Below are 23029 nucleotides of genomic sequence, written 5' to 3'. Positions count from 1 at the left end.
CGCTGTCGGGGGCCGTGGTGGGGGAGCCGGCGCCGGTCCGGCGCCCCGCTCCAACCCCATCTGTATACCAGAATCGCATGTCCGGGAAAGGTCTCGCGGTCGGACGAGCCATGTAACACGGGTTTTACCTGATGTCGTCGGATCGCTCATACAAAACGGTATACCGTCCTGGCATTCCGGGCCGCCGTCGCGGCAGCCCGAGGGCGCACCGCGCGGCGGCGGCGCCCGCTTCGAGGACACCCGTCTGTCAGGTGAGGAGCCTTTCCATGTCAGCGTTCCTGCGGTCGCACCTCGCCCCGCCCGCCCCGGCCAGGTCCCGCCGGCTGGCCGTCACCGTCGTCGCCACCACCCTGCTGGGTGCCACCGCCTGCACCGCGGGCAGCACCGCAGGCGGCGGCTCCACCTCCGGCGCGGGCAGCAGCAGCCTCGTCTACGCCTACCGCAACGAGGTCACGACCCTGGACCCCGCGCAGTCCAGCTACGCCCAGACCGACAACGTCGACCAGCTGCTGTACGACACGCTCGTCGGCTACGACAGCAAGGGCCGGATGGTCCCGCGCCTGGCCACCGCCTCCACCTACGCCAAGGACCTGACCAGCGTCTCCATCACCCTGCGCGACGGCGTCACCTTCCACGACGGCACCCCGCTGACCGCCGCCGACGTCGCCTACAGCCTCGACCGCTACCGCGACCTGAAATCCGGGATCGCCGCCCAGATCAGCACCTACGCCTCCGCCCAGGTCACCGACGCCCACCACCTGACGCTGCGGCTGAAGAAGGCCGACCCGCTCTTCCTCGGCGCGCTCAGCCGCGTCTACATCGTCGACTCCGCCCTGGTGAAGCAGCACGCCGGCAGCGACCGCGGCCAGTCCTACCTGCTGGACCACGACGCCGGCTCCGGCCCCTACGCCCTGAAGTCCGCGTCCGCCGGCACCTACACCACCACCCGCTACGCCCGCTACTGGGACTTCGAGGACGACCGCCCGCGCACCTTCACCATGCGCCGCATCGACGAGTTCGCCACCGTCCGCGACGAGTTGAAGGCCGGCACCGTCGACCTCGGCCAGGTCTCCCCGGACTCCGCCGCCGACCTGAAGAGCGCGGGCCTCCAGACGCAGGACATATCCGGCGGCCAGGCCGTCATCTACTTCAACACCTCCCACGGTCCGCTCGCCGACAAGTCCCTGCGCGAGGCGCTGCGCGCGGCCTACGACTACGCGGGCGGCCTGAAGAACATCCGCGCCGGCCGCGGCACCCTCGCCGACGGCCCGCTGCCCACCAACATGACCTGCCGCCCGAAACTGCCCGCCGTCCACCAGGACCTGGCCGCGGCGAAGAAGGACCTGGCCGCCGCCGGCCTGAAGAGCAAGACCCTCACCATGCGCTACCAGCCGGCCTTCGCCGAGCAGGCCGGCGAGGCCACCCTGCTCCAGTCCGACCTGAAGCAGATCGGCGTCACCCTCAAGCTCCAGCCGATCGCCTTCGCCGACTACCTGACCATGCTCGACGACCCGGCGAAGATCCCCGACATCATGCTGCTGACCGAGTCCGCCCCCTACCCGGACGCCGGCGTCATGGTGGCCGACACCTACTCCTCCGCCGCGACCGGCACCAACAAGGGCGCCTACCACGACGCCAAGGTCGACGCCCTGCTGAACCAGGCCGCCCGCTCCGCCGACGCCGCCACCCGCTGCGGCCTGTACGAGGACGCACAGAAGACCATCGACGCCGACGCCGCCTCGATGCCGCTCTACACCATCGACAACACCTACGCCGGCCGCGCCGACATCGGCGGCGTCACCACCCCCGCAGCCGCCGGCGGCGTCTCCCTGCGGGACCTGACGGTCGGCGCGGGCAGGGCGAGCTGATGAGAAGGCCCGCCACCGCCACCGCGCTGTGGGCGCTGCGCCGCCTGCTGGGCGCGGCCGCGACCCTGGTCACCCTGGCCACCGTGGTCTTCCTCCTGCTCAAGCTCGTCCCCGGCGACGAGGCCCGGGTGGCCGCGGGCGCCGGTGCCACCGACGCCCAGGTGGCCGCCGCCCGGCAGCGGCTGGGCCTGGACTCCCCGCTGCTGGTGCAGTGGCTGCGCTACCTCGGCCGGATCGCCCGCGGTGACCTGGGCACGTCCGGTTCCACCCAGGGGCCGGTCGCCAAGGCCGTCTGGGACGTACTGCCCGGCACCGCCGAACTCGTCGTCGCCGCCCTGGTGATCAGCGTGGCCGTCGCCCTGCCGCTGGCAGCGCTGTCCGCGCTGCGCGACCGCGGCGCCGGGGACGCCGTACGCCGCGTCCTGGTCGTGGCCTGCGCGGGCCTGCCCGTCTTCTGGCTGGCCCTGATGCTCCAGTACCTGCTGGGCTCCCGGCTGGGCCTCCTGCCCATCTCCGGCTCGCTGTCCGCCTGGTACGACGTGCCGCGCGTGACCGGGTCCACCGTGCTCGACGCGCTGCTCGCCGGGAACCCCGCCGCAGCCTGGGACGCCGTCCAGCACCTGTTCCTGCCCGCCCTGGTGCTCGCCGTGCCGCAGATCGGCATGACCTACCGGGTCGCCCGCGCCGAACTGCTGCGCGTCCTGACCCGCGAGCACGTGCTGGTCGCCCGCGCCGGGGGAGTGCCGCGCGGGCGGCTGATCCGCCGGCACGTCCTGCCGCAGGCCCTCACCCCGGTGGTGATCCTGCTCGGCATCGAGTTCGGCTACCTCTTCGGCGGCGCGGTGCTGGTGGAGTCCGTCTTCGGCCGCAGCGGCCTCGGCGCCTTCCTCACCAACGCCGTCGCGCAGAAGGACACCGTCTCCGTCGAGGGCGGCGTGCTGGTCATCGGCGTGATCGTCGTCGCCACCAGCCTCGTCGTCGACCTGATCCAGATCGTCCGCGACCCGCGCGTGCGCGCCACCGCGATCGGAGCATGACCATGGCCACCCTCACCTCCGCCGCGCCCCGGCCCCGGCCCGGCCGCCGCCCCCCGCTGCGCCGCCGGCCGAAGACGGCCTGGGGCCTGCGCTCGGGCCCCAACCCGCTGCTCGACACCGCCACCGTCGCCCTCGTCGCGCTCCTGCTGCTCGTCGCCGTCGTCGGGCCGCTGCTGGCACCCGACGTGTACACCTCGCACATCGACCTCGCCCGGCACGCCCCCAGCGGCGCGCACCTGCTCGGCACCGACGACCAGGGCCGCGACATCGCCTGGCGCATCGTGGCCGGTGCCCGCACCACCCTGCTGTCCTCGGTGGTGATCGTCCTCGGCTACGCGCTGCTCGGCACGCTCGTCGCCGTCGCCGCCGCGCTCGGCCCGCGCCTGGTCGACGAGGCGCTGATGCGCTTCACCGACGTCGTCCTCGCCTTCCCCGGCCTGGTCTTCGCGCTCGCGGTCACCGCCGCACTCGGCGCCGGACTCAAGTCCGCGATCGTCGCCCTCATCCTCACCGGCTGGCCGATGACCGCCCGGCTGCTGCGCGGCATCATCGCCGAGACCAGCGCCCTGCCCTACATCGAGGGCGCCCGCACCCTCGGCGTCGGGCCCGTACGGCTGATGGCCCGCCACATCCTGCCGAACTCGCTGCCCGCGGTGTGGGTGAAGTGGGCCGGCGACATCGGCAACACCGTCCTGGTCATCGGCGCCCTGTCCTTCGTGGGCGCCGGCGCCCAACCGCCCTCCGCGGAGTGGGGCGCCATGGTGAACAGCGCCAAGGGATACGTCTCCACGGCCTGGTGGACCGCGCTCTTCCCGGGCCTGGCCATCGCGGTGACCACCGCCGCCTTCGGGCTGCTCGGCGACATGCTGCACCTGCGTACCGACCCCGCGCTGCGCGCCCGCGCCGCGAGCGCCGCCGACGCCCTCACCGCGGCCGACCCGTCCGCCGACGCGTCCGCCGACCCGTCCGCCGGCACCGGGACCACCACCGGCACCGCTGGACACGCCGAGGGGAGCCAGCCGTGACCCGCCTGCTCGATGTCAACGCCCTGCACATCACCGCCACCGGCCCCGGCGGCCGCCCCGTCCCCCTCGTCGAGGACCTCTCCTTCGGCATCGACGCGGGCGAACGCCTCGCCCTGGTCGGCGAGTCCGGCTCCGGCAAGTCCGTCACCGCCCGCGCCCTGATGCGGCTGGACGACTCCGTCACACTCACCGGCAGCGTCCGCCTCGACGGCCGCGAACTGCTCGACCTGCCCGAACGCGACCTCACCCGGCTGCGCGGCAGCCGCGTCGCCATGGTCACCCAGGACCCGCTGGCGGCCCTCAACCCCCTGATGACCGTCGGCGACCAGGTCGCCGAACCGCTGCTGGCCCGCTCCGTCCCCCGCAAGCAGGCCCGCCGCCGCGCCGCCGAAATGCTCGGCGAACTCGGCGTCCCCGACGCCGAACGCCGCGCCCGCGCCTACCCGCACGAGTTCTCCGGCGGCCTGCGCCAACGCGTCGCCCTGGCCATGGCGCTGGTCTGCCGGCCGGCCCTGCTGCTCGCCGACGAACCGACCACCGCCCTGGACGCGCGCGTCCAGCAGCAGGTGATGGAACTGCTCACCACCGTCTCGCGCGAACGCGGCCTCGCCGTGCTGCTCATCACCCACGACGTGGGCGTGGTCGCCTCCTTCGCCGACCGGGTGGAGGTCCTGTACTCCGGCCGCGTCGTGGAGTCCGCCCCCGTACGGCCGCTGCTGGAGACACCGCGCCACCCCTACACCCGGGCCCTGCTCGGCGCGGTGCCGCGGCTGGGCGCCCACCGGCACCGCCTCACCGCGCTGCCCGGCACCCCGCCCGACCCCGCCGCGCGCCCCGGCGGCTGCGCCTTCCACCCGCGCTGCCCGCTCGCCGAGGACGCCTGCCGCACCAGCAGGCCCGTACCCCAGCCGGAGTCCGGCCCGCACCGCGCCGCCTGCCCGGTCACCGCCGACCCCGCCCGCCCGGCCCAAGGAGCACCCGCATGAGCCTGCTCGCCGTCGACGGACTGTCCAAGACCTACCGGTCCCCGGGCCGCCCGGCCCACCAGGCCCTCACCGACGTGGACCTGACGGTCGGCCAGGGCGAAGTGGTCGGCCTGGTCGGCGAGTCCGGCTCGGGCAAGTCCACGCTGCTGCGGTGCGTGATGAGGCTGGCGCAGCCCGACGCCGGGTCGCTGGCCTTCGACGGCCGCAACCTGCTGACGATGGGCCGCAACGCGCTGCGCGGCTACCGCCGCGAGGTGCAGATGGTCCACCAGGACCCCGCCGGCAGCCTCAACCCGCGGATGACCGCCCACCAACTCGTCGCCGAGGGACTGCTCGTCCACCGGCGCGAGCTGCCCGCCGCCGCCCGCCGCGAGAAGGTCGCCGAACTCCTGGAGACCGTCGGCATCAACCCCGGCCACCAGGACCGCCACCCCGCCTCCTTCTCCGGCGGGCAGCTCCAGCGGATCGCGATCGCCCGGGCGCTGGCGGTCTCGCCCCGGCTGCTGGTGTGCGACGAGCCCGTCTCCGCGCTCGACGTGTCCGTGCAGGCCCAGGTGCTCAACCTCCTGCTCGACATGCGCGAACAGCTCGGCCTGTCCCTCCTCTTCGTCTCCCACGACCTCGCCGTCGTCGACCACCTGTGCTCGCGGGTGTACGTCCTGCAAGCCGGCCGGATCGTCGAGGAGGGCCCCCGGGAGCAGATCCTCGCCGACCCCCGGCACCCCTACACCCGGCGGCTGCTCGACGCGGCCCCCGACCCCGACCGGGCGCTCGCCGCCCGCACCTGACCTGACCCCCTTCCCGCTCCTCCCCCTTCCCGCTGCTCTCCCCGGAACCCCTGGGCAGAGCCGCCCCGCGCAGAAAGGAGCCGCCATGCGGCTCGGAAGCGACGCCCTCAAGCTCCCCGAATCGGCGAAGTACACCGCCGTGCAGCAACTCGAACGCGCCGCCGAACACGGCCTGGCGGGACTGTTCTTCCGCACCCTGCTGCACCTCAGCGACACCCTCGACCCCGGCGAGCTGGCCGACGTGCGCACCCGCGCCGACGAACTGGGCCTCTACCTCGAAGCCGGCCTCGGCAAGGTCAACCCGTACAACACCGCCGAGTCGCCCGAACTGCGCGCCCTCGGCGACGGCGACACCGTCGCCGGATTCCGCCGCATGATGGAGGCGGCCGCCGCCGTCGGCATCACCGAACTGTGGGGCGAGACCGCCACCATCAAGCCGTACGAGGGCCGGTTCGCCTACGACCGGTTCCGCACCGACGTCCCCTGGAGCGACCAACTCGCCGCCACCGGCCGCTTCCTGACCACCCTCGCACCCATCGCCCGGGACCTGGGCCTCCACATCAACCTCGAGACCCACGAGGAGATCACCACCTTCGAACTCGTCCGCCTGGTCGAGACCGTCGGACCCGACACCCTCGGCATCACCTTCGACACCGCCAACGTCCTCCAGCGCGCCGAGGACCCGGTCCTGGCCGCCCGCCGCATCGCCCCCTACGTCCGTCAGACCCACATCAAGGACGCCGCCCTCTTCCGCCGCCCCGACGGACTCGCCTTCCAGATGCGGCCGGTCGGCGACGGCTGCGTGGACATCGGCGCGATCCTGCCGATCCTGTACGAGGCCAACCCCGACCTGAACCTCTCCCTCGAAGTGCGCGACTACGGCGGCGCCCCGCATCTGCCGCGCCGCGGCGCCGACCGCCGCGCGGCGATCTCCGTCTACGAACCCGAGTGGATGGCCGGCCACCCCGACCTGACCCCCGGGGAACTCGCCGCCTACTTCCTGCTGGTCCAGCGGCACGAGGAGCGCGTGGCCGCAGGAGAGGTCCCCGGACACGCCGCGTACGCCGCCGCGTCCTGGACCCTGGAGGACGCCTGGGCCTACGTCCACACCTCGCTCGACCACGTGCGGGCGGCGGCCGAGAGCCACGGCATCGCGCTGGACGCGGCGGCGACGCGGGCATGAGCGGCGACCCGCGCGGCATCGTCCTGCGCGACCTGCCCGGCGCCCCCGGCACCCTGGACGGGATGGTGGCCGCGCTGCACGCCCTCGGCCTGCGCCGCTGCCACCTGCCCGGCCCGCAGTGGGTGGACGCGGACCTGGACGGCGCCGCGCTCGACACCGCCCGGGCCGCCCTCGGCGCGGCGGACGTCACCGTGGCCGTTGGCCTCGGCGCGGTCAACACCACCCGGCCGGAGCGCGCCGGCGACGCGCTCCGACTCGGCCACGGCGACCTCGAAGCCGGCCTGCACCGCATGGTGCGGGCCGCCGCGCGGCTGGGCGCGGAGTCCGCGCACTTCACCGTCGGCACCGAGGAGGACCGCTTCAGCACCGCACCGCCCTGGGCCGACCAGCTCGCCGCCACCGCGCCCCTGGTCCGCCGGCTCGCCGAACGCTGCGCCGACCACGGGCTCCCGATGGTGCTGAAGACCCACGAGGAGATGACCACCTTCGAACTGGCCCGCTTCCGCGAGCAGGTCGGCCACGGCGGCCTCCTGGTCGGCTACAGCCCGGTCAACGTGCTGTGCCGGCTGGAGGACCCGGTCGCCGCGGCCGCGCGGGTCGCCGACTGGACCCACACCGTCTTCCTCGACGACGCGGACACCGCCTGGACCTCCCGCGGCCTGGAACGCCGGATGCGCCCGCTCGGCGAGGGCCGCGTGGACTGGCCCGCGGTGCTGGCCGCGCTCGCGTCGGGGCGTGCGCCCGCGCCGCCCCGACTCGTCCTGGACCTGCACCGCGCCGCCCTGGACATGCCGTTCACCGACCCCGGCTGGATCGACCGACACCCCGACCTCACCCCGGCCGAGTTCGCCGCCGTCGCCGCCACCGCCACCGGTGCACCCCCGGCGCCCGCCGCCGACCTCGCCCACCGGCGGACCGCGGGCCTGGCCCGGCTGGCCGCGCTACCCGGCCTCCCGCAGACGCAGCAGCCGCCGCGCGGTGCACCCGCCGGGCGGTGAGGGAAGCGCCGCAGCCGCTCGCCCCGGGATGTCCGGGCACAGGTCATGCCTTGCGGTCCTTCGTTAGTGCGGGACCTGCCGCCTCGCGGCCCGCGATCCCACCGCCGGGCGGCCCGTCCGGAACCGCCGGACCGCCGGCGGGCGCCTGTCAGATCACGACGACGAGCGGCGGCGGCCCGCGCCGCACCTTCCGCCCCCACCAGGTCCGGCCCCCGCCGACCAGCCGTCAGCGGCGGGTGGTGCGCCACGCGAGGGCGCGGAAGGGGAGGGCGAAGGTGTCGTCGGGCCCGATGCCGAGCTCGGCGCACAGCGCGTCGAGGGCCCGGGCGAGGTGGGCTTCGCGCTCGGCCTCGGGCAGGAGGATGACGCGGCTGTAGGTGCCGAGCAGCGCCGTGGTCTGCGCGGGGGTGCTGCGCCGGGTGGTGGTGAAGACGGCGTGCTCCAGGCCGCCGAATGGGGAGTCCGGCGCCTCCAGCGCCGCGCGCAGCAGCTCGCCCCGGCGGGCGACGCGGCCCTCGGGGGCGGGCTGGCCGCCCTGGTCGCCGAGGCCGCTCGACCAGCGGTCCACCCAGTCGACGCTGCGGTCGATACCGTTCCAGACGATGCCCAGCCGGCCGCCGGGCCGCAGCACGCGGGCGATCTCGGGGACCGCCCGGCCGGTGTCGAACCAGTGCCACGCGGAGGCGACGATCACCCCGTCCACGCACGCGTCCGGCAGCGGGATCGACTCCGCGGTGCCGGCCCGGACGTCGGCGCCGGGCAGGCGGCCGGCGAGCACGGCGCGCATCCGGTCGTCCGGTTCGACCGCGTGCACCTGCCGGACGCGGGACGGCAGCAGCGCGGTGAGGGTGCCGGCGCCGGCGGCCAGGTCGAGGACGTCGGACGGGTGTTCCGGCAGCATCCAGTCGATCGCCTCGTCCGGCGGGGCCGGGCGCAGCCTGCCGTAGTCCTCGGCGACGAGGCCGAAGGAGGCCGCGCGGTCCGGGGTGGAGGGGGAAGGAGTGGCCATGGCGGGTGCCTCCGTCGGTTCGGACGTCCGGACGGCAGTAGATCACGGCCCCCCGGCGGCTGTGCGCAGCACCCGCGCCCCAGACCGGTAGCGGTCAGTAACTCACCGGGCCCGCGCAGATCTCGGGGTCCAGGGTGCCGTCCGCCGCGCCGGGGTCGGTGTCGACCTCGACGCCGGCCGGTTCGAGCGCCTGGTGGACGCGCCGGCGCATGGCCTCGCCGAGGAAGTTGAAGTGCAGGTCCAGCTTCTTCAGGTGGGTCAGCGGCTGCCCGTCCAGGAGTGCGGCGGCGCCGTCGTCGGTCAGGGCGCCCCACGACAGGTCGAGGACGTCGAGCCGGGGCACCAGCGGCGCGCTCGCCACCGCGGCGGCGACCTCGTCCTGCATCCGGCTGTTGCGCAGGGCCAGGTGCCGCAGCCGGGGCAGCCGCGCGCCGGACAGGATCGGCGCCAGGTCGGCCACCTCGTGGTCGGCGCCGAACTCCGCGTCGCCCAGCCACAGTTCGAGGTGCTCCAGCGCGGGCAGGCCGCTCGCCGCGATGCCGCGTACGGCCGCCGCCGGCATCCCCGCGCTCTGGACGGTCAGCCGGCGCAGCGCGGCATGGCGCAGCGCGGGGAAGTCCAGCCGGAGTTCCCGGCCCAGGCTCATGCCCCAGCCGGCCCGCACCCCGAACTCCTCCAGCGCGGGGAAGGCGGCCGGCAGCGGGGTGACGTCGGTCTGGCTGATCCGCGCGAGGTGGCACTCCTTGTCGGTGATGTCCCCGAGGAACAGCGCGCGCAGCGCGGGCAGCCGGTCGCGTACGGCCACCAGCGCGTCGATGGCCTCCGACGGGTCGGTGTCCTCCGGGTCCTCCCACGCCCCGACGACCAGCGCCCGCACCCGGCCGAGGTCGACCTCGGCGCAGAAGCGCGCGAAGTCCTCCCGCCACAGCTCCTCCGACGTCCACATCTCCCGGCCGATCCGCCACGCCACGGCGTCCGCCGCGGGCAGTTCCCCGGCCGCGCCGGGGCCGGGGAAGGTGAGGACGGGCAGGCCGTACAGCTCGTCGAGGTGCTGGTCCTTGGTGCGCATCCGCGCTGCTCCCGGGGTCGGGTCGGGTGGAGGTCCGGGTGGAGGTGCGGCCCGCCGCCCGCGGGCCGGTTCACGGCGTACGCGCCCAAGTGCGGTGCGCCGGACAGCAGTTGTACCAGCCGCGACCGACGGGGCCGGGCGGCGCCCGAGCCGTTTCACCACGATTTCATCCGCAGTTCCTAGCGTTCTGGTGCGGTGGCGAACCGTCCGGCACGCGTCGTGCCGCGGTGGCGGAACCGCGGCAGGGGCCGGACGCCGGCGCCGGAGAACGCCGAGGAACGACACCGAGCGGAGCCCAAGATGGGGGATCACTACTGGCGGCAGGACGCCGACGAGCCGACGTTGCCGACGTGGCGGCAGACGCCCCGCGCGGTGCCGCCGCCGCTGGGCAGGCCCGCGCAGCCGTCCCGCAGCAAGCGCCTGACGCCGCCGTCCCTGGCGCAGTCCGGCGCACAGGCCGCCACACCCGCGGCCACACCCAAGGCGCCCAGCGCGCCTGCCCCGAGGTCCGTACCGGCGGCGCCCGCCGCCTCCGTGCCCGCCGCCTCCGCACCCACCGCCTCCGCCGGCCCGGCCGGGCACGGCCGCGGCACCTCGACGTGGAGCAGCCCGGCCGCGCAGCCGGCACCCGCACCCGCCGCTGCCGGTCCCGCCCCGGCCCCCGCTCCCGCCCCGCTGACCTCCCCGACCGCACGCGTCCGCTGGGCGGCCCTCGTGGCCGCCGGCGTCGCCGCCGCCCTGGCCGCGGGCCTGCTGACCTGGCACGGCTCCGGCACGCAACACCCGGACGGCCGGGCCCCGTTCGCGGCCGCCCTGGTGGACCTGGCCCTCCAGCCGGGCGTGGGGTACCGCCCCGCCGGAGCCGGCGCCACCTGGTCCTCCTCCCGGGCCACCGCCACCGGCGAGGCCCTCGGCGAGACCACCGTCGACGGGACCAGCGTCACCACGCTCAACGTCGGCGGCACCACCTACGTCAAGATGCCCGGCGCGCCCTCCTCCGACGCCGCCGGCACCGGCGGTGGCTCCGACCTCGCGGGCAAGTGGGTCGCGGGAGCCGCGAAGGACTCCGGGACCGGCACCGACCGCACCCCCGACGCCGGGCAGAGCCCCGCCACCCTCGCCAACCTGCTGCTGGCCGCGCTCGACAGCGACACGACGGTCCTGCCCGGCGACCACCCGGCGGCCCGGTACGTCGACGGGGTGCCCGCGATCGAGGCGACCACGCCCCAGGGCGACCTTTACGTGTCGAGCGCGAGCCCGCACCGGCTGCTGGAGTTCGTGCCGAACGGGTCCGGCGCCGAGACCGCCGGCACCGGTACGACGGATACGACCGGCACGTCCGGCGCCGGCACCACCGGCCAGCAGGCCGCCCTGCGCACCCCGCTCCTGCCGAGCCCCGCAGCCCCCACCCCCGCAGCCTTCTCCGCCCTCTACACGCTGGCCACCGCGACCACCGCGGACGCCTTCACCGTCAGCTACCTGACGGCGGCCGAGAACAGCACCCTGCGCAAGGAGATCCGCGACGATACCGCGGAGCTGGCCGACGCCGTCGACGCCGGGGTCTCGGCGAAGGTGGTCGACCAGCCTGAGCTGGCCTGCTCCGACGCCGGCTGCGACGTGGACATCCACATCACCTCCATCACCCCCACCAGCGAGGCCAGGCGGCGCATCACCAGCGGCCGGGTGACCGTCCAGCTGTCGGCCACCGTCACGGTCGACGGTGAAGCGGCCGGCAGATGCACCGCCACCGCTCAGATGCCGTTGGACAGCGCCGGCGAGATCTCCTGCCACGACGCCGGCGCCGGGCCGGTCTACGCGACGCAGGAAGCGCAGAAGAAGCAGCAGGCGCAGGCGGAGGCCCAGGCGACCGGCGCCCCCGTCCCGTACGACGTCCACTCCCTCGCCGACGCCACCACCCTGGTGCTGGCGCAGGTGGACACCGCCGCGCTGGAGCAGACGCAGCAGGAGGAGCAGCAGCTCGACGCCGCGCCCTCCCCGGCCGACGTGGCCGCACACGAGGCCCTGACCGACGACGACCCCGACGAGGCCGAGGACTGCACCCGCTCCCGCCCGTCCGGCGCGAAGCCCAACGGCGCCGGCTGGATTCTCAACACCACCGGGCACGCCGGGCGCAGCGAGACCGGCCAGGCCTGCCTGAAGGACCCGCCCAGCAACAGCAGCAAGGAGAAGAAGGCCAACCCGTTCGGCTGGTACGAGGCCCGCCTCGCGGTGCGCCGGCTCGGCCTGAACCCCGACGAGGACCTCGCACGTTGCCACATCGTGGCGGCGCGGTTCGGCGGCTCCAACAAGCTGAAGGCGAACCTCAGCCCCTGCGGCCAGCGGGTGAGCAACAACGGCGCGCTCGGCATGTCGGGCTTCGAGAGCGAGGTCGCCGGCGTCCTCGCCCGGCAGCCGGACGGCACCGTCCGCTACCTCGTCGAGCCGTTCTACGCGGCCGCCGACAGCAGCATCCCCAAGGGCTTCGTGATGATCGCCGTCTGCTACACCCCGGCCGGAGTGCCCCGCGAGGCCATCTCCCGCACCGTCCTCAACGTGGTCGAGGCCGGCGGCGGCCTGACCGACATCGGCAACTGAACCCGGGGAGAAACACACCGCGATGAGCGAGGAGCGCAAGCCCGCCGTCGACCACGGCACCCTCGTCCTGGGCGAGCGGCTGGGCACCGGCGGCCAGGGCACCGTGTACGAGGTCCCCGGCCGGAGGATCAACAAGCACGCCCCGGACGGCGGTTGGGACGTGGTGTACAAGGAGTACGCCGCGGCCGTGCTGCCCGACCTGGACGCCGACGCGCTGGCGGCGCAGGTCGGCCTGCTGCGCGAGCTGTCCGGCGCCGACGCGCGGTGGCTGTGCGGCAATGCGGCCTGGCCCGCCGCGGTCGTCGAACGCGACGGCCGCGCCCGCGGGTTCCTCATGCGCGCCGTGCCCGACCGCTTCCGCTTCGCCTACCGGGGCATGGCCGGCGCCGCCGCGGGCGGCTCGCGCCTGGCGAACCTGGAGTACCTGCTCAACGACGACGGCTACGTGGCCCGGATCGGCCTGACCATCAGCGAGCGGGACCGGCTGCTGCTCCTGGCCGACCTGGCCGCCACCCTGGACCGGCTGCACCGGATCGGCATCACCGTCGGCGACCTCTCGCCGAAGAACCTGCTGTTCACCACCGACCCGCGGCCCGAGTGCTTCCTCATCGACTGCGACGCCATGCGCCTGCGCGGCGCCAGCGTGCTGCCGCAGGCCGAGACCCCCGACTGGCAGGTCCCCGCCGGGGAGGAGAAGGCCACCCGGACCAGCGACGTGCACAAGCTGGCGCTGCTGGCCGTCCGGCTCTTCGCCCGCCACCAGACCGCCCGCGACCCCGCCGTGCTCACCGCGGTCAGCCCCGCGCTGGCCGAACTCGCCCGCGCCGGGCTCGACCCCGACCCGGCCCGGCGGCCCAGCCCGGGCGCGTGGGCCGAGCAACTCACCGCAACCGCCGCCACCGCGTCGGCCACCCCCGCCACAGCCCCCGCCTCCGGCGCCGCCACGCCGAGCCGGCCGCCCGCCCCGGCCGCGCAGCCGCAGGCGGTCCCGGCGCCAGGCACCGTACGCCCGCCCGGTGCCGTCTCCGGCGGCAACGCGACGGTCCAGCGGTGGCTGGTGGCCATCGCCGCGTGCGTGGCGCTCGTCGTGCTGATCGCGGTCGCGGCCGCGCACAGCGGCTCCCACAGCACGACCGACACCGCCCGGACCACCGCCACCACCAGCGACGACAGCTCGTACGGCGACGACGGCTCCTACGACGACAGCGACGCGTACGACAGCGGTGACAGCAGTGACAGCGGGGGAGCGGACCCCACCGACACCGTCCCCCCGCTCAGCGCCGAGGACGAGGAGTTCGGCGCCGTCACCGCCGACGACTGCCTGAGCAACTACAACGACGAGGACTTGGACTGGACCCCGTCCACTCCGGAGACAACCGACTGCTCCGACCCCGGCGCCTACTACGTCGTCACCTCCGTCCCGTCCGACGACTGCGGCGACGACGATGACATGACCTGGTACCACAGCAACGACGACGACACCGACACCGACCTCTGCCTGAACCGCAACTACGTGACCGGGCAGTGCATGTACGCCGAGAAGAAAGGCGACTCGCTGTCGATCTACTTCAACGCCGCCACCCCCTGCGACGCGGGCATCCCCGACGACTACCAGTACATCGTCCGCCTCACCGACGTCTACGACGGCGCGGTCCCAGGCGGCGCCTGCACCGGCTTCTACATCTGGCACGCCGATGACGGCACCAGCATGTGCGGCCGGGCGATCTACAAGGGCCACGGCCTCCCCGACATGTAGCAGCCACCTGTCCCGACCGCGGAGAAGAGAGCGCCATGACGGCTTCGACCCAGTGCCCCGGATGCGGCCGGGGCGTGACCAGCACGAGCACATGGGCCACGCACTGCGACGCCTGCGGCGCGCCACTGCCCACCATGGCTCCGACGGCGGGCGCGGCCCCGGCGGCGAGCGCGAGCACCGCCGCCTCCGGTGGGCCGTCCACCTGGAACGGCAGTACGCCCGGCCCCGCCGGTCCCGCTCCCCGCTGGGGCGGCGGCCACGACATCACCCGCTACCTGTGCGCCGCCGCCTACCTGGACCGCGCATACGCCGAGACGCTCATCGGGCAGGTCGCCGCCGAACCCCACCTGGGCGTGGCCCCGGCCCCGGCCTGCGACGTCCCCGTGGTGCTCCGCCACGCCTACCTCGCCAACGCCCGGCGCCACCAGCGCGACCTGCTGCTCACCGCCCTGCTCGCGCTCACCCTCGCCGGCCTCCTCGGCATCCTGCCCCCCTGGACCACCCCGCTCGCGCTGCTCGGCGCCTGGTCCACCGCGCTGACCTTCGAGTTCTCCACCCGCTACGGCAGCCACCTCCAGAGCCTGCGCCCGAACCGCTTCCACCCCGCGGCCGCGCCCGAGCCGCCCAACCCCGGCAGCACCGCCCGCCTGCGCCAGATCGACGCGTACGCGCGCGGGAACATCACCGCCTACAGCGGCTACTCGCCCTACACCGGGTACGGCACCCGGCTGGAGTCCTGGTCCCTGATGTTCGACATCACCGCCCCGGCCGCGGCCGGCAGCGCCCCGCAGGACGTCGACGTGGTGGAGCTGTACACCCATGTCGCCCAGCGATTACGCACCCTCGCCCTGCCCGCCCTGGAGATCGAGGAGCGGCTCTTCGTCGCCGGGGACCATCTCATCGGCGACCCCCGCTTCCTCGCCGACCCGCTCGGCCGGCCGCTGACCACGATCGGCCAGGACGCGATGGACGCGCTCAAGCGCCACCCGGAGGAGAACGCCCGGCCGTATCTCGCGGCCCACTCCACGGCGTGGGACGGCGAACTGGTCACCTCGCTCTTCCTGCGCTTCGTCCGCTCCCGGTCCAACCTGAGCGTGGAAGGGTTCCAGACGGTACTGCTGCCGCTGGCGGAGCGCTACCGCGTGATCGACGGCCTCCTGCCCAGCCCGTCGCCGGGCGACGTGGTGGAAGTGCTGACGCAGTCGCTGGTGAGCACGCCGTTCCTGATACTGCTGGCCCCGGTGCGCGCGGTGCGCGGCTTCTCCCCGGACCGCTGGATCAGCTGGCGGACGCGACGGCAGAACAAGCGCATCACCGCACTGAACCGCTTCGACTACGGGGCCCGGGTCGGGGTGCGGGAGGCGGCCGCGGTACCGCGCCACCAGCGGCACTTCCAGAAGGCGGACGCCACGATGGCGCTCAAGGCGATGGAGAAGCGGGCCCTGGACGCGCTCGTGGAGTTCGCCGAGGCCCGGGGGATCGACGTCAGCGAACTGGTGCAGCGCCAGGAAGTCATCGTCAACAACGGCATCATCGCGACCCAGGGCGCGTCCGTCTCGTCCAACTCCGTCGCCTCGGGACCGAAGTCGAGGATCTCGCTGCGCCCGCTCAACCGTATTCCCCTGGTGAACACGAACTGACGCCCGCAGCAGGGCAGACAGGAGGGCACCATGCAGCACAACAACGGCATCCAGGCGAGCGGCGGCGCCAACGTGGCCGGCAACGCCGTCGCCAGCGGCCGCGACGCCAGAGCCGAGGTCACCCTCACCGACAGCGAAGTGCACCAGACGGCGCCGCGGCCGCCCGGCACACCGGAGGAGATCTCCGCACTGCTCGGCCGCCTGGTCGACGAACTCGCCCGGTCCGGGCGCCCCGACCGCGACGACCTGATCGACCTCGCCGAGGCCGCCCGCGACACCCTCGCCGCGCCCGCACCCCGGCTGAGCACGCTCCGCGCACTTTCCCGCGCCCTCGCCGACGCGCTCCCGGGCGCCACCGCCCTGGCCACGTTGGCCACCACCATCGCCGACGCGATCCGCCGCCTGTGACCTGGCGCCAGCGGCGGGCCAGATTTGGTTGACGTGTCACCCACCTCTGCTTAGGGTTGGTGGGACCTGAACAGACAAGGGAGTGCGTCATGGGACAGCTGGACGGCAAGACGGTCGTGGTCACCGGCGGCACCACCGGCATCGGGCTGGCCACCGCGGAGCGCTTCAGCCGGGAGGGCGCGCACGTGTACGTCACCGGGCGGCGCAAGGACGTCCTGGACCGGGCGGCCGCGCAGATCGGCGGGAAGGTGACGGCCGTGCGCGCCGACAGCGCCGACCTCGCGGACCTCGACCGCCTCTACGCCACCGTCGCCGAGGCCGGGGACCGTATCGACGTGCTGTTCGCCAACGCCGGCGGCGGCGAGTTCGCCAGGCTGGAGGAGGTCACCGAGGAGCACTTCGACGCGACCTTCGCCACCAACGTCAAGGGCACCCTCTTCACCGTGCAGAAGGCCCTGCCGCTGCTGGCCGACGGCGCCTCGGTGATCCTCACCGGCTCCGCCGCCGCCACGGTCGGCGGCGAGGCGTTCGGCGTCTACGCCGCCTCCAAGGCCGCGATCCGCTCCTTCGCCCGGACCTGGGCGAACGAACTGCGCGGCCGCGGCATCCGCGTCAACACCGTCGTCCCCGGCCCGATCACCACGCCCGGCGTCAACGGCCTCGCCCCCGACGAGGAGCAGGCCGCCCAGCTGCGCGAGGCGCTGGCCGCCGGGGTGCCGCTGGGCCGCATGGGCCGGCCCGAGGAGGTCGCGAGCCTCGCGCTCTTCCTCGCCACCGCCGAGTCGAGCTTCGTCACCGGCACCGAGATGTACGTCGACGGCGGCGCCAACCAGGTCTGACGCCCGCCGGGGGCCACCGGTGGCACCGCGTTTCTCGTACGATGCGTCCATGGACACCGCACCCCGCTGGCTCACCCCGGTCGAGGAACGGGCCTGGCGCGGCATGCTGCGCATGCACGACCTGCTGGTGGGCGAGGCCGGGCGGGTCATGCAGAGCGAGTTCGGGCTGTCCGGGTCGGACTACTCCGTCCTGGCGGAGCTCAGCCGCGTGCCCGGCGGCCGGCTGCGCATCGCCGAACTCACCAAGGTGCTCGGGTGGGAGAAGAGCCGGACCTCCCACCACCTCGGCCGCATGGCCAAGCGCGGCATCCTCGCCCGCGAGGACTGCGCCGAGGACGGCCGCGGCGCCTACGTCGCGATCACCCCGGCCGGGCGCGCCGCGATCGAGGCCGCGGCCCCCCGCCATGTCGAGGACGTCCGGCGCCTGCTGCTGGACCACCTGACGCCCGGCCAGGTCACGATGCTCGCCGAGATCTGCGAGACGGTCATCGACCAGGCCGGCACCGACCGCTGAAGCCCCGCCCCGACTGGATCGCCGAACCGCGGCGCGGACCGTGCCGTACCCCGCCCATATGGGTGATGCGTCATCCAAACGGGTCGCCCGCGGCGGTCAGCCGGCGATGCCGCCGCCGGTCTGCCGGACCAGCTCCCGCAGCCGCGTGAAGACCCGCTGGTCGCCGACGCCGTCGTGCTCGTACTCGTTGGTCACCCACGCCTGGGCGTTGCCCACCCGGGCCGCGGTGTCCAGCTGCAACCTGCGCGTCCACGTAGAGGTCGTCGTGGTAGACGGCGGCGGCGACCGGCACCTCGTTGGCGGCCAGGCGCGGCGCGTCGTACAGCGGCGGCCAGCTCTCGCGCGCGGCGAGCAACTCGACCGCCGCGCGGAAGGGGCGCAGCTCGGCGATCTCCTCGAACATCCAGGGGTAGATCATCTCGCCGGTGAACAGCAGCGGCCGGGCGTCCTCGGCGAAGTGCGGGTGGCGGGCGTGTTCGGCCTGCGCGGCCCAGCCGGTCGGCCCCGGCCCGTGGCCGTAGATGCTCTCCTGGAGCGCCGCGTACAGGGGGTTGCCGCTGAAGGAGGTGCGGGCCAGCACCTGGTGCAGGAAGGACGCCGACAGCTCCCCGCCGCTCCAGGCGTCCTCCAGCAGCCAGTGCAGGCGCTCGTGCCCGGGCTTCATCCCGAGGTCGACGCCGAGCGACTGGAAGCGGCGGACGGTCAGCACGTCGCCGTCCGGCAGCAGCACCCCGCCCGCCGCCAGCCGGTCCGCGACACGGGCGACCTGCTCGACCAGGTGCGGGTAGCGCCGGTACAGCAGCGCGTTCTTCGCCGCCGCCCGCGGGTAGGTGCGCCGGTAGACCTCGGCCGCCGACGGTTCGAGCGCGGGCAGCCCGCCGGTGACGTAGCAGGCGCTCAGCGCCTCGGGCGCGCGCGAGAGGTAGCTCATGGTGAGGAATCCGCCGTACGACTGGCCGAGCGTGGACCAGCGCCGGCCGCCGTAGAGGGTCTTGCGGACATGCTCGTGGTCGGCGACGATCGCGTCCGCGCGGAAGCAGGCCAGGTAGTCCGCGCCCTCCTGCGCCGAGGCGAACGCGGCCATCCGGCGGCCGTCCACGCGGCTGCTGCGGCCGGTGCCGCGCTGGTCGAGCAGCACCACCCGGTAGTCCTCGAGCGCCACCCCCAGCCAGCCGCCCCGGTCCACCGGGCGCGGCCCCTTCCCGCCCGGCCCGCCCTGGAGGTACACCAGGCACGGCAGGTCCTCACCGGCCCGCGCCGGGTCGACGATCTCCCGGACGAACACCTCGATCGTGCCGCGGGCCGGATCGGACCAGTCCAGCGGCACCTCGACGGACTGCTCGCTGATCCGCATGCCGGGGACGGTGTAGCTGACGGTGCCGCTCATGTGCTCGCGTGCCTTTCTCCGCTGCCGCGGCCGGACCCGGCCGGGGCGCTTTCGTGACGGTGTGACGGTGCTGATCTGCGCGGACGCCCGCGCGCCGCGCATGGCCGAGGCCACCAGGGGACCATACCCCCGCGCCCGGAACCTGTGCCGCCCCTGCCCGCGCGTCACCGTATTGACGGGTGACGTGATCGATGTCAGAGTGACGTCACTGCTTGAGCCGGTGATAAAATCCCGCCGATGCGAGCACATATGACGACGCACCCTGCTCACACACATACGCAGATGGGAACCCCATGACCGTCACCTACACCGCCCGCGTCACCGTCACCGGCGAGGGCCGCAACGGCGGCAAGGTCCGCTCCGAGGACGGACTGATCGACACGAGCCTGGCCCACCCCAAGGAGCTGGGCGGCGCGGGCGGCGCCACCAACCCCGAGCAGCTCTTCGCGGCGGGCTGGGGCGCCTGCTTCCTCGGGGCGCTGCGCCGCGCGGCGGCCGAGCGGAAGATCAAGCTCACCAGCACCGACATCACCACCGAGGTGACCTTGGTGCACGGCGACGACGGCGAGTTCCACCTCACCGCCGTGCTGAACCCCTTCCTCGGCGGGGTCGACCAGGCCACGGCCGAGGAACTGGCGGCGGCCGCCGAGCGGATCTGCCCGTACTCCAAGGCCACCCGCGGCAACGTGCCCGTGACCGTCAACGCCTCCGTGGCCTGACGCCTGGCGTTGCCGCCCCGCGCCGGGGCAGAAGGTCAGCTCTTGGCGGCGGCGGCCGACCGCGCGGAAGGCACCAGCGAGTACATCACCGAGCGCTGCTGCTTGTGCCGGCGGATACGGCCCTTGGCCACCAGCGCCTCCAGGGTGTTGCGCACCACCTGAGGAGTCGGGGTGCGCTCCGGGTGCTTCGCCATCAGCTCCTCCCGCAGCTCCTTCGCCGGCCGCGGCTCCTGGTAGGTACCGAGCAGCTGCGTCAGCAGGTCGCCCAGGAGCGGCCGGTTCGCGGCCCGCCTGACGCGGCCGGCCCCGCCGCCCGACGTCCCGCCCGCCCGCGCGGCCTTCGCAGCAGGTGCGGCTTTCGCAGCAGGTGCGGGCTTCTCCGCGGGCGCAGGGCTCTCCGCGGGCACGGCGAACTCGGCCTCGCCGTGCGCCTGTTCCGGCAGCGGAGCAGACTCGGCCGAGGGGCCCAGCCGCTCGGCGAGCGTGAGGATGTCGAGCAGCAGCGCCTCCTCCTGCCGCAACACCTTGATCCGCTCGGCCAGTTCGTGCTGCACTCGGCGGTTTTCTTCCAGGTCCGACGCGGCTTGCTCGACGTACCGCGATCGGAGTGTGGAGGCGGACTGGCTGGTCACGGCCGTTCACTCCCTTGGCGTGGATGGGCTGCGCTTGGTACCCGGGCCGACAGCTCCACGCCGGCGAGCGCGCTGACGCCGGGGCCGTGGGAACAGGCGCCCATGTGCATCCACCTATCATTCCCGCACCCGTCATGGGTGGCAAATACGGGGTTTCAACACCGCACTCACACCTATCGTCCGGTCCTCCCGGACCGTTCCGCGGTGGCAGCGCTCAGCCGGCCGACACGTCCGGGTCGGTGAGCAGGCCCGCGGCGAACGCGTCCCAGCCCAGTACGGCCCCCTCCTGCCCGGGCGGCACCCGGGCGCAGGCATGCCGCAGCCACTGGGCCGACGGCGGCACCGGCGGCTCGAACAGGGCGGTGGTGCCGTCGCCGGCGATCTTCAGCCGGGCCGGACCGGCCGCCCGGCGCTCGCCGTACCGGCCGTGCACCGGCCGTGCACCGGCGGGCAAGCGCACGGGCACCCGCCGTGCCGGACCGGGCACACTTCCGGGGCACCCGGGCTGAGAAACATATGAGCAGCCCTGGACTCCCCTCATGCGCCGCAACTGCCGCTCGCCCGGGCGGCCGCCGCCGCGGCGATGACGGATGCCTCCGGACGCAGGTCCGCGAAGAGCCGGCCCAGCAGGTTCGCGGGCGGGACACCCAGCAGCGCGGCGGCGCCCTCGTTCCACTCGGCCTGGGTGAGCGCCCCGCGCTCCAGCGCCTCGGTGCGCCGCACCGTCTCCGCGTCGCCCAGCAGCACCCGCACCGCTGCGTGTTCGGCCAGCCCCTCGCGCCGCTCGAAGGCGAGGACGGAGGGCAGCAGCGGCGTGGTCAGCACCCCGCCGAAATCGAGGACGAGGCCCTTGTGCGCAGAAGTCATGGGCACACCCTAACCGCGGGTGACATGTTGTCGTACGCGGCCCCGACACAGGCGGCCACCCAGGTGTGCCGGGGCCGTCCCCCCGCACATGTGCACACATATCCGCGCCCATGCCCACGCCTGCGCCCAGGCTCAGCGCAGCAGCGCGAAGACCAGACCCGAGGCGGCCCCCAGCGCGGTCCCGGCCACGACCTGGGCCACCGTATGGGCGCGCAGCGCCAGACGCGACCAGCCGATCGCCGCGGCGCCCACCACCGCGACCGCCAGCACCACCGGCCCGAAGGCCAGGGCCAGGACGATGACGGTGCCGCCCGCCACCGAGTTGTGCAGGGAGATCTGCCACCAGGCCGTGACCGCCAGGGACAGCACCAGGCCCACGAGCATCGAGACGACCAGGGCCAGGACGGCGCGCGGCGCGTGCGCCCCGTGCAGCAGCGCCATTCCGGCCACGACGGACAGCAGACTCGCGCCCATGGGCACCAGGCGCTGGCGGCGGACCCGGATGTGCGCGTCGGTCAGCGCCCCGCGGCGCACCCCCATGGCCACGATGCCGATCGGCACCGCCCCGCAGAAGACCGTCGCGAGCAGGCCCCACGCGGCGCCCTGCCAACTGCGCGTGCTGTGCCAGCCGATCAGCGGCAGCAGCGCGATGACCAGGTTGGCCGGCGCGAGGACGTGCGACAGGAGCAGGGCGCTCTTCTCGCGCGGTCGCGCGGCCCGGTACGCCGGGGGCCGCGGCGGCGTGAACGTCTGCATGGGGCGGGGCTCCTGGCTGGGCTCGGGCCTATGAGCGGGCGCGGTCCGGAAACGGCTCCGGGGGGCCGTGGATGCAGCAGAAGCGTACGGCGGCGCGGTGCGGGCGCAGGCCGCAGGTCAGGAGCCGGCCGCGCGGTGCGCGCCGGACAACCGGTCGAGCCACTCGGCGAGCAGGGCCCGCTCGGCGGCGCTCAGGAGTTCGGTGCCCTCCCGCCCGAGCGCGGCCGTCAGGGCCCTGGCGCCGTACGCCACCGCGCCGCCGGGGGCGGTGACACCGGCGGCGGCACCGGCCGCGGCGGGCGGCAGGGTGAGGGCGGCGAGCGCCATCTCGCGGGACGCGGCGGAGATCCTGAGGTCGCGCTCGTCCTCGGGCAGGGCGGTCAGCGTCAGGACGGTACCCACCCCGCCGGAGTGCAGCACCTGGGTGGCCGACTCGACGCTCGTGCGCAGCCGCCCGGCGGCGGCGACCCGCGCCACCATCCCGCGCAGCCTGGCGGCGGTCCGCAGCCCGGCCCGCGGCAGGTGGCCGGGGCGGACCTGGCCGTAGACCAGCGCGTAGTACCGGGGGTGGTCCAGGCCGAAGCGGACATGCAGGTCCCACGCGTCCCGCAGTGCCTGGACCGGGTCGGACCCGGCGAGCACCTCGGCCTTCGCCGCGAGATAGTGCCGGAAGCCGTGCTCGGCGACCTCCTCCAGCAGCCCGTCCGTGTCCCCGAAGATCCGGAAGATCGACGGCGTCGGCACGCCCGCGCGGGCGGCCACGGCCCGCGCCGAGACCGCCTCCGGCCCCTCCGCCTCCAGCAGGTGCGCGGCAGCCAGCACGATCTTCTGCCGCACGGTGGGCACGGCCTGCTGCGGCGGCGGCTCCGTCGTCATGGAGGGACGCTATCAGGCGTGCTCCATCACTGGTCCGATCGGTGATGACCGCAGGCGGGGCGGCCCCACCGCCCGCC

Annotated in this window: 21 protein-coding genes and 1 pseudogene; 14 read left to right on the top strand and 8 right to left on the bottom strand. The window is 74.5% G+C overall.

Going from position 1 to position 23029, the window contains the following annotated elements; genetic code table 11:
- Nucleotides 1–266 precede the first annotated feature (266 nt).
- From AC3ERT_RS16505 to AC3ERT_RS16475, 7 genes are all read left to right on the top strand, one after another.
- Nucleotides 267–1868 (top strand): ABC transporter substrate-binding protein, encoded by a 1602-nt coding sequence (locus tag AC3ERT_RS16505; protein WP_435175011.1) that lies wholly within the window; start codon nucleotides 267–269, stop codon nucleotides 1866–1868.
- Nucleotides 1868–2905 carry an ABC transporter permease gene (locus tag AC3ERT_RS16500; protein ID WP_435175009.1) on the top strand — a complete coding sequence of 346 codons (1038 nt, stop codon included), beginning with the start codon at nucleotides 1868–1870 and terminating at the stop codon, nucleotides 2903–2905. The genes AC3ERT_RS16505 and AC3ERT_RS16500 overlap by 1 nt, the downstream gene beginning before the upstream one ends.
- A complete protein-coding gene (locus tag AC3ERT_RS16495) occupies nucleotides 2902–3930 on the top strand; it encodes an ABC transporter permease (protein WP_435175007.1) in 1029 nt (342 codons plus the stop codon). The genes AC3ERT_RS16500 and AC3ERT_RS16495 overlap by 4 nt, the downstream gene beginning before the upstream one ends.
- A complete protein-coding gene (locus AC3ERT_RS16490) occupies nucleotides 3927–4916 on the top strand; it encodes an ABC transporter ATP-binding protein (protein ID WP_435175005.1) in 990 nt (329 codons plus the stop codon). The genes AC3ERT_RS16495 and AC3ERT_RS16490 overlap by 4 nt, the downstream gene beginning before the upstream one ends.
- On the top strand, nucleotides 4913–5704 hold the full coding sequence (locus tag AC3ERT_RS16485; RefSeq protein WP_435132372.1) for an ABC transporter ATP-binding protein: 792 nt from the start codon (nucleotides 4913–4915) through the stop codon (nucleotides 5702–5704). Before AC3ERT_RS16490 ends, AC3ERT_RS16485 begins: the two co-directional genes overlap by 4 nt.
- Nucleotides 5705–5789: 85 nt before the next feature.
- Nucleotides 5790–6887: a sugar phosphate isomerase/epimerase family protein gene (locus tag AC3ERT_RS16480; protein WP_335979286.1), complete on the top strand. Its 1098-nt coding sequence runs from the start codon at nucleotides 5790–5792 to the stop codon at nucleotides 6885–6887.
- Entirely contained in the window at nucleotides 6884–7885 is a 1002-nt protein-coding gene (locus tag AC3ERT_RS16475; protein WP_435175003.1) for a sugar phosphate isomerase/epimerase family protein, read from the top strand. The genes AC3ERT_RS16480 and AC3ERT_RS16475 overlap by 4 nt, the downstream gene beginning before the upstream one ends.
- A 226-nt stretch (nucleotides 7886–8111) precedes the next feature.
- Here AC3ERT_RS16475 and AC3ERT_RS16470 read toward each other — a convergent pair whose 3' ends face one another.
- Nucleotides 8112–8894, bottom strand: coding sequence for a class I SAM-dependent methyltransferase (locus AC3ERT_RS16470; protein ID WP_435175001.1), 783 nt, complete (start codon nucleotides 8892–8894; stop codon nucleotides 8112–8114).
- Between the two features lie 94 nt (nucleotides 8895–8988).
- The gene (locus AC3ERT_RS16465; protein WP_435174999.1) at nucleotides 8989–9963 is read right to left on the bottom strand and encodes an STM4015 family protein; all 975 of its coding nucleotides are present in this window, start codon (nucleotides 9961–9963) and stop codon (nucleotides 8989–8991) included.
- A gap of 300 nt (nucleotides 9964–10263) precedes the next feature.
- Between AC3ERT_RS16465 and AC3ERT_RS16460 the strand changes: the two genes are divergently transcribed.
- The 6 genes from AC3ERT_RS16460 (at nucleotide 10264) to AC3ERT_RS16435 (ending at nucleotide 17715) form a co-directional block, all read left to right on the top strand.
- Nucleotides 10264–12558, top strand: coding sequence for a DNA/RNA non-specific endonuclease (locus AC3ERT_RS16460; RefSeq protein WP_435174997.1), 2295 nt, complete (start codon nucleotides 10264–10266; stop codon nucleotides 12556–12558).
- Nucleotides 12559–12580: 22 nt separating this feature from the next.
- Complete coding sequence (locus AC3ERT_RS16455) at nucleotides 12581–14314, top strand: LppU/SCO3897 family protein (RefSeq protein WP_435174995.1); 1734 nt, start codon at nucleotides 12581–12583, stop codon at nucleotides 14312–14314.
- 74 nt (nucleotides 14315–14388) lie between these two features.
- Entirely contained in the window at nucleotides 14389–15954 is a 1566-nt protein-coding gene (locus tag AC3ERT_RS16450; protein WP_435174993.1) for a zinc ribbon domain-containing protein, read from the top strand.
- A 30-nt stretch (nucleotides 15955–15984) separates the two neighbouring features.
- Complete coding sequence (locus AC3ERT_RS16445) at nucleotides 15985–16362, top strand: hypothetical protein (protein ID WP_435174991.1); 378 nt, start codon at nucleotides 15985–15987, stop codon at nucleotides 16360–16362.
- 89 nt (nucleotides 16363–16451) lie between these two features.
- Nucleotides 16452–17201 (top strand): SDR family oxidoreductase, encoded by a 750-nt coding sequence (locus AC3ERT_RS16440; protein WP_335979302.1) that lies wholly within the window; start codon nucleotides 16452–16454, stop codon nucleotides 17199–17201.
- Nucleotides 17202–17250: 49 nt separating this feature from the next.
- Nucleotides 17251–17715, top strand: coding sequence for a MarR family winged helix-turn-helix transcriptional regulator (locus AC3ERT_RS16435; RefSeq protein ID WP_335979304.1), 465 nt, complete (start codon nucleotides 17251–17253; stop codon nucleotides 17713–17715).
- Nucleotides 17716–17811: 96 nt separating this feature from the next.
- Here AC3ERT_RS16435 and AC3ERT_RS16430 read toward each other — a convergent pair.
- Nucleotides 17812–19102, bottom strand: a pseudogene (locus AC3ERT_RS16430) (alpha/beta fold hydrolase).
- A 293-nt stretch (nucleotides 19103–19395) separates the two neighbouring features.
- Between AC3ERT_RS16430 and AC3ERT_RS16425 the strand changes: the two are divergent.
- Nucleotides 19396–19821 (top strand): Ohr family peroxiredoxin, encoded by a 426-nt coding sequence (locus tag AC3ERT_RS16425; RefSeq protein ID WP_435174989.1) that lies wholly within the window; start codon nucleotides 19396–19398, stop codon nucleotides 19819–19821.
- 35 nt (nucleotides 19822–19856) lie between these two features.
- Here AC3ERT_RS16425 and AC3ERT_RS16420 read toward each other — a convergent pair whose 3' ends face one another.
- The 5 genes from AC3ERT_RS16420 to AC3ERT_RS16400 all read right to left on the bottom strand — a co-directional run bounded on the left by AC3ERT_RS16420 (nucleotide 19857) and on the right by AC3ERT_RS16400 (nucleotide 22952).
- A complete protein-coding gene (locus AC3ERT_RS16420) occupies nucleotides 19857–20453 on the bottom strand; it encodes a hypothetical protein (protein ID WP_435174987.1) in 597 nt (198 codons plus the stop codon).
- A 214-nt stretch (nucleotides 20454–20667) separates the two neighbouring features.
- The gene (locus AC3ERT_RS16415; RefSeq protein WP_435174985.1) at nucleotides 20668–20907 is read right to left on the bottom strand and encodes a hypothetical protein; all 240 of its coding nucleotides are present in this window, start codon (nucleotides 20905–20907) and stop codon (nucleotides 20668–20670) included.
- Between the two features lie 83 nt (nucleotides 20908–20990).
- Nucleotides 20991–21320 carry a hypothetical protein gene (locus AC3ERT_RS16410; protein ID WP_435132346.1) on the bottom strand — a complete coding sequence of 110 codons (330 nt, stop codon included), beginning with the start codon at nucleotides 21318–21320 and terminating at the stop codon, nucleotides 20991–20993.
- 132 nt (nucleotides 21321–21452) lie between these two features.
- Nucleotides 21453–22076, bottom strand: coding sequence for a hypothetical protein (locus AC3ERT_RS16405; protein WP_435174983.1), 624 nt, complete (start codon nucleotides 22074–22076; stop codon nucleotides 21453–21455).
- A gap of 117 nt (nucleotides 22077–22193) precedes the next feature.
- On the bottom strand, nucleotides 22194–22952 hold the full coding sequence (locus AC3ERT_RS16400) for a TetR/AcrR family transcriptional regulator (protein WP_435174981.1): 759 nt from the start codon (nucleotides 22950–22952) through the stop codon (nucleotides 22194–22196).
- Between the last annotated feature and the right edge of the window lie 77 nt (nucleotides 22953–23029).

It is taken from the genome of Actinacidiphila sp. bgisy145, from assembly GCF_057708125.1.
The sequence above is the reverse complement of the archived record's forward strand: the minus strand, read 5'-3'. Positions and strand labels throughout refer to the sequence as shown.